Origin of the sequence: Acinetobacter beijerinckii CIP 110307 (assembly GCF_000369005.1) — a bacterium.
Taxonomy (GTDB): domain Bacteria; phylum Pseudomonadota; class Gammaproteobacteria; order Pseudomonadales; family Moraxellaceae; genus Acinetobacter; species Acinetobacter beijerinckii.
This window is the reverse complement of record NZ_KB849764.1, coordinates 124,702-136,752: the sequence shown is the minus strand read 5'-3', so window position 1 is coordinate 136,752 and position 12,051 is coordinate 124,702. Positions and strand designations below refer to the sequence as shown.

7 protein-coding genes are annotated in these 12,051 nt (G+C 33.1%); 4 read left to right on the top strand and 3 right to left on the bottom strand.

Annotation, left to right across the window (positions count from 1 at the left end; genetic code table 11):
* Positions 1-117 precede the first annotated feature (117 nt).
* Positions 118-2,187 (top strand): TonB-dependent receptor plug domain-containing protein, encoded by a 2,070-nt coding sequence (locus F933_RS02230; RefSeq protein WP_005058157.1) that lies wholly within the window; start codon positions 118-120, stop codon positions 2,185-2,187.
* A 151-nt stretch (positions 2,188-2,338) separates the two neighbouring features.
* On the opposite strand, the gene F933_RS02225 is transcribed toward F933_RS02230, so the two are convergent.
* Positions 2,339-2,920, bottom strand: a complete 582-nt coding sequence (locus F933_RS02225) for a recombinase family protein (protein WP_005058154.1) — start codon at positions 2,918-2,920, stop codon at positions 2,339-2,341.
* A 421-nt stretch (positions 2,921-3,341) separates the two neighbouring features.
* Entirely contained in the window at positions 3,342-4,331 is a 990-nt protein-coding gene (locus F933_RS02220; protein WP_005058152.1) for a hypothetical protein, read from the bottom strand.
* A gap of 308 nt (positions 4,332-4,639) precedes the next feature.
* Between F933_RS02220 and F933_RS02215 the strand changes: the two genes are divergently transcribed.
* The 3 genes from F933_RS02215 to F933_RS02205 are packed head-to-tail and all read left to right on the top strand — an operon-like array spanning position 4,640 to position 8,966.
* Entirely contained in the window at positions 4,640-6,331 is a 1,692-nt protein-coding gene (locus F933_RS02215) for a hypothetical protein (protein ID WP_005058149.1), read from the top strand.
* Between the two features lie 59 nt (positions 6,332-6,390).
* Positions 6,391-7,932: a glycosyltransferase gene (locus F933_RS02210; protein WP_005058146.1), complete on the top strand. Its 1,542-nt coding sequence runs from the start codon at positions 6,391-6,393 to the stop codon at positions 7,930-7,932.
* Positions 7,932-8,966, top strand: a complete 1,035-nt coding sequence (locus F933_RS02205) for a hypothetical protein (RefSeq protein WP_005058144.1) — start codon at positions 7,932-7,934, stop codon at positions 8,964-8,966. Before F933_RS02210 ends, F933_RS02205 begins: the two co-directional genes overlap by 1 nt.
* 226 nt (positions 8,967-9,192) lie before the next feature.
* Here the strand turns inward: F933_RS02205 and F933_RS02200 are convergent.
* The coding region (locus F933_RS02200; protein ID WP_005058142.1) for an ABSDF2314 family large adhesin at positions 9,193-12,051 on the bottom strand (2,859 nt) is incomplete at its 5' end.

Here is a 12,051-nt window from a genome sequence, read left to right as displayed (position 1 = left end):
CATAGATAAGCCATCATTTTTTATTTTTCAGTTATCCGTTATATATTCGATTTTTCTACATAATTTTACATTACGCTACACACAAAATAATTTGATTGATTTTTCGGGGTATTTGCGATGAAACATCCACTCTATATTGGGAAGTTGAGTCTATTAAGCTCAGCATTGTTTACTATAAGTTCTTCAATTCTTGCTGTTGAAAATGATACCAATACAACTTTTCCTACAGCAGAACCGACTACACAAGTTTTACCCACCCTTAGTTTCAAAGCATCACCTGAACCCAAAAAACAACAAGATGATGATATTAGTGCTGTTCCTAAAACAATTATAACTAGAGAAGAAATGCAAAAGTATGGTGATCAATCTGTCATGGATGCATTACGCCGTGCCGCAGGATTTCAATTACCAAGCTTTGGTCAAGGTCCGCGTGGAGGCGGTGGAGCTTCGGGCATGCGTTTTCGTGGTGGTGGAGCACCTACATTTTTAATTAATGGCGAACCTGTTCAAGGTGGACCACGCGGTGGAATGTCGATTATTGATACCATTACACCAGAAATGATCGAGAGGATTGAGGTTGTAAAACAACCAAGCGTTGCTCAAGCTTCGGTAGCATCCTCCGCCGTGATTAATATTATTTTAAAAGAACCTTTAGATACACGATTAAATGGTACAGCCAAATTAGGTTATGGCTTACGAGACAATGGTCAACAAAAAAATGAGCGAAAACAAATAAATCTTCAAGCTGATGGTCGTGAAAATCAGTGGTTTTATAGTGTTTCAGCAAACCAAATGTGGATCAATAATACATCTCTTACAAAAACTGAAACAGCAACTGGTACAGGTGAACAATTACGAACGATAAATCGAAGTATGTTAATGTTTTCACCACGTTTACAATATGACTTGGATGATCAACAAAAATTAATTGCTGAATTATTCTATCGTGACATCAAAATGGATAGTTACTCAGCGAATCAAACACAAAATGATAAAAACGATAGTATTCGACTAAGTACTCGTTATGAACGTAAAGATAAAGATTTAAGTGATAAAGTTCGCTTTTCATTCGAAAAGCAAAATGAGACTCAACTCACGCGCTCTCTTTTAAATACCATATATACTGATGAAACAATTCATGAATATAGTTTGGCTTATGATGGCGTTCGTAAGTTAGATCCTAAGCAGCAAATCAAATTCGGTTTTGATACACGTAATAATCAACTCGACAGCAATGTAAGTAAAAGCATAGATGAGCGACGTTTTGCTGTATATGGCGAAGGAAGTTGGCGATTTACCGATCATCAAACAATAACCATTGGTGCTCGTCAAGAGTGGTTAGATCGTACTGGATTAGTTGAGTATCAAGATCAGCATTTAAGTCCTGTGTTTGCTTACCGTTTTGACTTAAATGATAAATGGTCGATTCAAACCAACTTAAGCCAAGCATTTAAGAGTCCAAATACAGATCGTTTGATTCCAAATGTCACAGTTTCAACAGACAGCGATGCAGGCACATTAAATAATCCTGATCGTGGTGGAAATCCATTTCTTAGACCTGAGAAAATTCGTGCAGCCGAGTCAACACTTGCCTATGACTCAGAGAAAGGTGGCATTAACTTAACAGCATATCATCGCGAAATTAAAGATTACATCGAGAAAGTGATCGCACTCGAGGGTACGAGATATGTAGAACGTCCACAAAACCAAAATAAGGCAACAACATATGGTGTTGAGTTTTCTGGACGATATGCATTAAAACAAACTGATGCGGGACATTCATTTATGATGAATGGTCAAGTTTCTACTGTACGCGCAAAAATAAAAGATGAACAAGATAATCAACGATTAGTCAGCGATGTTGCTCCATATAATATAAACACAGGATTATCATATAGTTACAATCCATGGAAAATTTCAAGTAGCATCAATCTAAGTTATACACCAGAATTTTCTCGTGCATTAGATGAACAACCCTATAATCGTACGACTAATCAACGTTTTAGCTTGGATTTAAGTGCAACCAAACGCTTACCCGCTGATTGGGCTGCCAGTTTGAACCTAAACAATATATTGGCTACAGACTATAAAGAACGCTTAACGAATCAAACAGATGGTCGTCTATATCAAGCTAGGATAAATGAAGGTACTCCTTCTTTCCAATTTACACTTGAGAAGAAGTTCTAACCTATACATTTTGGAGTAAGATTATTAATTAAATAGATAATTTATTGAAGCAAACGTAAAATGAAATAGGTATCAATCATATATGTATTAAAATAGAATCACTTAGAATTTAAATAAGTGATTCTGTTTTAATCTAGTATAAATTGAAAATCTATGCAACATTATTTTTTGAAGCTTTATCTAATATTCGCTGGATAACTGTTCGAGTAACAGAAAAATGCTTAGCTAAGAAATAAACACTACTTCCCTTCTTATACATTTCAACGACTTGATTTTTTTGATCGCTCGTTAAAATCTCAGGCCTACCAACTTTTTTGACAACCTTATAATCTTTATCATTATTACAACGAGAAAGCTTTTCAAATTCAAAGCACATTTTTAAAAAGTGAATAAAAAAAATTTTCAAATCACCGTTTATTTCATTTTTTGAATAGTCTAAACAAATGAGCCGTATTTTCTTTTGATGAATCTTGTCAGTAATTGCTAAGATTTCCTCAAAATTACTGCCTAAACAATCTATACTTTTTATAACTAAAACATCCTCTTCCTCCAATGAATAGCTGATTAAATTAAGAAATTTATCTCTGTAGATAATTGATTTATTGACGGAAACTTCTTCTAAAACTAATCTATTTCTTTGAATCTTATAGCCATACTCATTAAAAAATGAGAGAAACTTCCCTGATTCTACTTGTAGATTAGGGTCTAATCTAACGTAGGCATATGTTCGCATATTAAAGCACCCAGAAGATACAAAACCATAACAAAAAAGTGATGCTAACACACATTTATCAAAAAAAACATGAACTAACTCACACTATTTTATTAAGCAATGTTTAAAACATATATATTTAAATCTTGATGCTTCTATGATTCGTAATCAATTCCATTAAATTAACTATAAAATATTGAATTAATAGTTAAAAAAACTAATCTCAATTTCTTTAAAAAAAGATTATTGTTAAAAATATCACAACATCAAATAAATCAATTATTAAACTTAAAATTAGAGAATGAGTAGTATTAAATAACTGTTGATCTAAATATAAATTTAAAAACAATCTCAATTAAAAACATATATAAGAAAAATGTCGTATTAATTAAAGCCAATTAGCAAGATCTTGAAAATAAAATTGAATATATGATTTAAAAAATTATTCAATTACAATGAATTTTATTTCTTCATCTCGTGTTTTCATCCCATGTTGGAGCATCGTACTTTGAATTGTATCCAACATATACGGCCTATTAGCTATGCTTAGCTGATCAATTTCACCCCAGCGATATGGATCTCGATCATTAAGTAGTGAAAGTTCATAAGACTTTACTTTAAAATTTTGAAGTAAAGATTTCATAAAGTGATGACCTTTGAACGTTTCATTCTTAAATACTTTAGAACCATCAACATAAGTTTTACTCAATAATTCTGATGGTAAATTTAATTGTCCATTCGTAGTATCAGATAAATAAGCTAATCTGTGCCACAATTGATTATAATCAACATTATAAACACTATTATTTAATTGAGTTTCATTTGCAGGAAGTTGAATTAAACCCTCATTGGTTGATTCAATGAGCAATATTCTTTCAGACCAGTTTGCCAGCCCTTCTAAGTACCATCCTCCTTTGAATTGACTATATCCATATTCATAAAGATGAAAAATCTCATGTGTTACCGTAGTCCAATTACCTGGAAAGGCTTCAAGGTTTTTCCGTATTTGTATAATCAATGTACATTTATTTTCCTTATTGGCTTTATTTATATAATTCGTAACACCCTCATACGCCAAACCGTTACCTGACGATAGATTTACATGTATATCAATATATTCCGCTACATTTTTATATCTATCACTTTCTAGAGGACTAATAAAACCCAGATAAGTAAAAGCTTTTAATGTTGTATCTGCCTGAATAGCTATATTTTCTATATAGTCTGGAATACTATTGTTATTTAGATCAACTCTATTCTCTAGGTAGTCAGAGCTTGCAGGATTGCTAGAATAATAAACTCTAAATTTACCCATTTTATATACTGAATCCAAACTAGGCAAATTTGCAGAACTGTTACTACATACATCAGTAGCATGTGCACTAACTGTAATTAAAAACAGAAATAGTAATCTAATAAATATTAGCAGCATAAGACTCTCCCTGTAAAAACAATAAAATATATTTAATTACTTAGATCCATCTACGCTATAAAAATAAAACACTTAAAATAAAATTAAAAACAATAAATTACAAACACATACTTTTAAATTATAAAAATTATCAACTATTAAACTTAACAATACTGATATGCCCCACTTCAATACCATGATCTAAATATGGATAGTTTTAAACATAATTTTAAAATACATTAAAAATAATAATTTTAAGCATATTGAAAAACACTACTTTTAAATCAATAATCCATTGATTTAAATATTTATGGCCTAGTGGAATCATTATGTTAGAAAAAAATGAATTTATTGAAAAAATAAAAAGTGAATTAGATTCAATGATCAATAATGAACTATGTAAACTTAGTAATTTTAACAAAGGTGAAGCTATCATTTTTATTAGTCACTCTGATGGTGAAGTTAGAGCTAAAGTCTGGAACACTAGCCCTCAAAATTATGAACAGGCAATAAAAAAAACTTGTGGTTATCTCAGTAAAATACATGATCAAAAAAATATTTTCCCTAGATTTATTAAAGTTGATATAGTTTACAATATCGAAAAAATTATTTTTTCAGATTTATTATTAGAAATCAAATCTGAAAAACTAAACAACTATTATAAAAATGGAATTAGTTTTGATGAAAATTTCTCTATAGCCATTTTGGAGCAGGAAATTTATGGAAATTCAATAATCAATGGGAAGATATGGGATCAACCAAGTACATTTCTCGAGGAGAATTTAAACAAATATTTAAAATTAAAATACAACATTTCCAAACGAAAAAAATTAAAAAATGATGACAAAATAATACTATTTAAAACAAAAAGTTTATTTTATGAAGATACAAGAACAATCCACCTGAATAATGAATACATAAATAATGGCATAAGATTAGTAGAAAATAAGGATCTAAAAGCACACTCTCTTGAATTAATCGAAAAGAACTCAAAATATTTATACTCACAGATTGATAGTTCAACTGGAAAATTCATCTATGGCTATATTCCAGCAATGAATGAAAAATTAACTAACTATAATAGTATTAGACACTGTACATCACTTTATTCTTTATTAGAGGTTTTTGAAATTTCAGATAAATTTATCGCTTTAGATAAGTTAGAGAAAGGCATCAATTATACAATTGAAAATTTAATAAAATTCAATAACAAAAAAACATCTGCATACGTTATTGAGAATAACAATCATGAGATGGAAATAAAACTTGGTGCAAATGCAGCAGCCATACTTATGTTTACAAAATATATGGAAATTACAAAGAGTGAAAAATATCTTATAATCACAGAAAAACTTGCAAATGGGATATTAGATATGATTAAAAAGGATGGCAGCACCATTCATATTATCAACTATCCATCACTAGAAATAAAAGAAGAATTCAGAGTAATTTATTATGACGGTGAAGCTGCTCTTTCACTACTTCGGTTATATCAAATCAACAATGACCCGAAATTACTTAGAACAGTTGAATTAATGTATGAAAATTTTATTGAAAAAGACTATTGGAAATACAATGATCATTGGTTAAGTTATTGCACAAATGAACTTAGTCTAATCTCACCTAAGTCTAAATACATTGAGTTTGGTATTAAAAACTATATTCCATATTTAAAAAGATATAAATTCAGGCGTACTGCTAGAGGTACTTTCCTAGAAATGCTTATGGCTTCTTATAAAATGGTAACCCGACTAAATTATGAAGCTAACATTGAACTTTTAAAAAACTCTAAATTTGATGAACTTTGTGATGTAATAAATACACGAGTTGAATATCAACGAGTAGTTGGTTTCTTTTATCCAGAACTTGCCATATATTTTAAAAAACCAAATATTATTATGAATAGTTTTTTTGTTCGTCAAGAAAATTTCAGAACCCGTATTGATGATAATGAACATAATCTTTCAGGTTATATAGCATATTATCTACACTTTAAAAACATCGAAAAACCAGTTGCTTAAGTTAAGTAAGCTATATAAAAACCAATATTATTTTAAATTAAAATTAATGAGATTTAAATATGAAAGCTGAATATTTCTTCTTATTTCCAAAAATTGATGAGAAAAAAAATGGTTTGGTTTTTGCTCTTTTAAAACGCGCTAAAATTCTAAATGAACAACTTAGTATAGATCCGATCATTGTTACCACCGACTATGATCGTTATTTAGCAAAAAATTATTGGAGTTTAATTTCCAGTCAATTAGCACCTGCTTCTATAGGCTATCTAAATTTATATGGTGACTTACAAGGTACACATTTACGTCTTTCATCACCTCAACACCACCCAATTCAAGAAAATTTTTTCAATCCTGGTGTTCTAAAAAAACCAATTTCTTCAACTTTTAACCAACGAATTCACGATAAAAACAATAAAAATTATTTGTATGAAATACGACATCAAGAATACCAAACATTACGCTATGTGAACACTTTTCAAAAAGGTATTAAGAATGGTCGTATAATCTATGATACTTATGGATTTTTAAGTTGTATACAAATTATCAACCCTTCAACTCAAACAGTCTTAACTGAAACGTATTACCATACAAATGGCTACCCTGTAATGATAAAGAACTATCAACTAAATGAAGAAAAAAAGAATATCCTTATAAATATATTTCTATTAAATAAAAATGGTGTGATTACTGAAGTTTTCGATGATGAACAGCAATTGATTCAATATTGGTTTTTAACACTCTCTAAAAAATATAGTAGCAATCTAATCTATATACTTATTGATCGTGCAATACATTTTTATGAACCTATGAGAAAAATAAAAATTAAAAATATGCGTTTTATCGGAACAATACATGCTACACATTTAAATGGAAATGATATTTATAAATCTAGTATTAACCGTCATTATCAAAGTTATTTCAAACATTCTGAATCACTTGATGCATTAGTTGTACTGACTGAACGTCAGAAAGAACATATTCAAAAGCGTTTTGGTTTAGATGATAAACTTTTTGTTATTCCTCACATATACGAAAAAACTGTACTTCCAGTTAATTTTGAAAGTCGTGATCCTCTTTCTTGTTTAACAATTGCCCGTTATGACAAAGCAAAAAATTTAGATAGTTTAATACGCGTATTCAGCCTTGTTGTTAAAGAAATTCCTGATGCATATTTAAACATCTACGGATTCGGCGGTGAACAGAAATTTCTGCAAGATGAGATTGATTCCAATAATATGGGAAATCATATTAAATTAATGGGTTATAACGAAAATACTGACGATCTATATAATCAAGCGAGTTTATTTTTATTTTCCAGTCGATCTGAAGGTTTTGGTATGGCTGTGTTAGAGGCTCTTTGTCATGGTTGTCCAGTGGTTAGTTACAATATTGATTATGGTCCTTCTGATATGATCAACGATGACCATAACGGTTATTTAATTACTTTCGAAGATGAAGAGTTATTTGCTAATAAAATTATTTCTTTATTGAAAGATAACCAAAAACGAAAAAAATTTAGTGAAGCTGCTTATGCTTGTACAGAGCTTACAGACCAAGTCAAATTTGCTCAAAAATGGCAAGAATTATTTTTAAAAATTCAATAATGAATCGAACTCTTATTTCTGGACGATTATTGGTCTTCATTCCAATTTTATTTTGTGCTGATCTCAATGCAAGCTCCATTTGCGCATCAAGTAAACCCACTTTTATCACTCAACTTGATAAAGTTTATTTTGCTGATTCAGATCTTCGTATTTTCTATACCGATAATGGTTTGAATGCGATATCGTCTATCAGAGATGAAAATAGAAATAATGTACCTGATTATATCGAAAATATTGCAATTCAAGCCAATAGTGTACGTAGAGCATGGAATCATTTAGGTTATCAGGACCCTTTAAATAGCCCTAGATATAAAGATATTGAATACATTGATATCCATGTACGAAAATTAAATGGCTTAGGTTTAGCTTATGACAAACCTCATAGACATACCAATCACCCAATTAAAAAAAATGCATGTGCTCTTATTCTTGAAGTGAATAGCAATATAGCTAATTTTACAACGGAGTCTTCACTAGTCTCTCATGAGCTGTTTCATCTCTATACATATGGTTACACTATGTTTAAGCAACCGTGGCTTACAGAAAGTATCGCTGCTTGGTCTGAGGGGCTAATTACTAAAGGAAATTTAGGTGCATATGGTCAAAGAAAATTACCTAACACTGTGCATGAATTGAATAAATATGTACTAGCAAGAACTTATAAATCATCCCAATTATGGAATCGTCTTACACTTATTCTTGATCAATCGAAAGGTCAGTTACATTTACCATCAAATATATCGCATGCTCGTTATGTCGATGGTCAACCTGTTTTTCGAGATCAATCACTTAAAGGTTCCCTTTTCATAAGAACTTTCCTAGAAAATCTAAGTAAACAAGATAAATACCTTTCTCGTCATAATAATTGGCGACCCTATGAATGGAAAGAGTCTCTGCAACGCTCATCTGCGTTGAATGTAGAATTATTTTCTGTGCTCTTGAAAACCATTGATCTATCCAGCAATCAAAATAAAGAACTTAGAAAGTTTGAATTTGTACTAAATTCTTATATTAATAATGAAAAAATTAAATAATTCACTTCTAATATAAACATCTTCACATCTTCACATCTTCATATCTTCACATCTTCACATCTTCACATCTTCACATCTTCACATCTTCACATCTTCACATCTTCACATCTTCACATCTTCACATCTTCACATCTTCACTTTTAGTAAAAAGTAGAATTTATAGAAATAAAAAGAGAAGGCACGCATGCCTTCCCTTTTAATTAAAATTTACGTCAACGATTCTTAATTAGAATAATAGTTGATTATTTTGCAATAATTCATCTAATGTCGTTTCAGTATTTTTCAATACGATAAGATCAGTTGAGTTATAAACATTTCCAGTACCATCACGGTCAACACTAATTATAGTATTGCCAGCTCCATCAGCAGTTACAGTAACGTAATTTGCAATATTGCTAGCATCAGCGCCACTTAGAAGTGTACTGATATCAACTTTATCACCTTGCGCTAAATTGAAGTCAGTCCATTCATCTGTACCATTTCCTCCAGTTGCATCAGCACTATTCAGTAAGTTAAACACTACTGTATCTGCTCCTGCACCTGACGTTATGATGTCATGATTCGCAGTACTTATAACCTCGCTACCGATGTTTACGGTTAATGTTGCTATGGTACTTTCGTCACCTGTTGCAGCAACCAGTTTATAGTTCAGTATAGCGATGTCACCAGAAGCCGCTGAACCATTTGCTGTGAAAGTATACGCTCCATTTGCCGAAACAACGAAGGTGCCATCTTCAACTGTGATTGTTTGACCATTCGCTTGTACATATGTACCTGGTGAAGTTTCGACAAATACTTTGGTACTTGCTCCACCTGTTACATCTACACCATTACCCGAATCATCTGTTAACAAGTTACCAGTAGATGTTACCGTCGCACCATTTCCAACGAATTGATCGTAGTGAGTGAAGGTTGTATTTACTGTCGTATTCACAGTTGTTGTGTTGGTCCCAGCAATTAATGGAATATTAGATTCTGTACTACCAAATACAACACGCCATTGGCTAGCTGTATCTGAAGCCGAAACTTGATATGAACCACTAATTAACACCGTACCACCAGCATCACCCAAGATTGGGGAAGAATGAACGACAGATGCAGATGCCCCAGGTTGCGTTGTCCATACACCATTCACAAGTTTTTGCACTTGATAACTGAATGTATCTCCATTCGCTGAACTATCGAAAATACCACCTTGAGTTGTGACTGAGAAATTAATTGAAGCTGCGGTATTTGCTGCCACATTAATTGCATCACTCGTATCACTACCAGCTACTGAAGTAGCACCACCAAATAAAGGTTTTGTGCTGCTTGCAGCCATTGTACCCGTATCAACTGTTGTATTAGTCGATGGAACCAAAGTAATCGCAGCTGTCGCTGTATTATCGGTTGCCGTCAATGCTACAACACCATCTTGAGTTGGATCTTCTGGCCATGTGATATCAAGATCGTTTGTATCGATGCGAATATTTAAAGTCGCTGTGTCTTGATGTCCATCACCATCTTGAATGGTGTAAGTGAAGCTATCAACTTTACCTAGACTATTTGGAACAGTGAAATCACGGATGTATTCATAATTACCATTTTTATCAATGAACAACTCACCATATTCACCTTGAATACGAGTAAATGCATCACTGTCTTGTGGTAAAGCAGTTGTTACACCATCTTCATTAGCAACACTAATAACTGTCGCAGTTTCACCAGCATGAATAACGTCTGCTACATCAGTAGGATTTTCAGGATTGTTTGCTGAAATTACATTACCTTTAGCTACAACGTCACCATAATCACTTAGTACTTCGTTAGTTACTGAGATACTTGCGATACCAATACCAGTTACTTGAACACCTTCACCTGGAGTCAGTACAAGTGCGTATTGTCCTTCAGGTAGATTATCAATAGATGCTCCTCCACCCATAACTCCACCGATGAATCCAACCATGATACCAGCGTTGTCTATTTTGCTGTACGGTTCGTATCCACCAGTATTTTCGTTATAACGAAGAATATTTAGGTCATATGAACCAATACCACCACCGAATAAAACGCCACCAAAAGATACATCAAACGATGCAATTCCACCTTCAGGTACGTTCACAGTAATTGGTGTTTGACCTTTCAAGTCGATAATTGGACCAATCAATGATAATGACGGGAAGGTTACTAGTGCGCCACCTGGAATATCAGGATTAGTGACTACTGGTGTGATTTCACTCATAACTGTAGCTACATCGTTAATTGCATCTAAATACAATGGCGCTATTGCTTCAGTTGGTTGTGATTCATTTTCAGCCACATCTGTTGCAGTCACATCTACAACTTCATTGTTTGCTAAATCACCTGGATTTACTGGAACAGTGTAATTACCATTTTCATCAGTAACTGCTGTGCCCAATACGTTACCTTCTTGGTCTTTAACAGTGATTGTTGAACCTGGTTCTGCTGTACCTGTAATTGCATCGCCAGCATCATTAAATTCAGCTGTCGGTGCATCTGGTGCTGTAGTGTCATCTGCTGTTGCTTGTGTTGGATCAGATTCATTACCAGCTGCATCTGTCGCAGTCACATCAACTACTTCTCCATTGGTTAACGGAGTTGTGAGATCTACTGTGTAGTTGCCATTTTCATCAGTAACCACTGTACCCAATACGTTGCCGTTTTGGTCTTTAACAGTAACTGTTGAACCTGGTTCTGCTGTACCTGTAACTTGCGTTCCGTCATTAACAACATCAGCTGTCGGTGCATCTGGTGCTGTAGTGTCATCAGAATCGCTGTCGCTATCAGAGTCGCTGTCAGAATCAGAGTCGCTGTCAGAGTCAGAATCGCTGTCAGAGTCAGAATCGCTGTCAGAGTCAGAATCGCTGTCAGAGTCAGAGTCGCTATCAGAGTCAGAATCGCTGTCAGAGTCTGAGTCGCTGTCAGAATCGCTGTCAGAGTCTGAGTCGCTGTCAGAGTCAGAATCGCTGTCAGAATCAGAGTCGCTGTCAGAGTCAGAATCGCTGTCAGAATCAGAGTCGCTGTCAGAATCAGAGTCGCTGTCAGAGTCAGAATCGCTGTCGGAATCGCTGTCAGAGTCAGAATC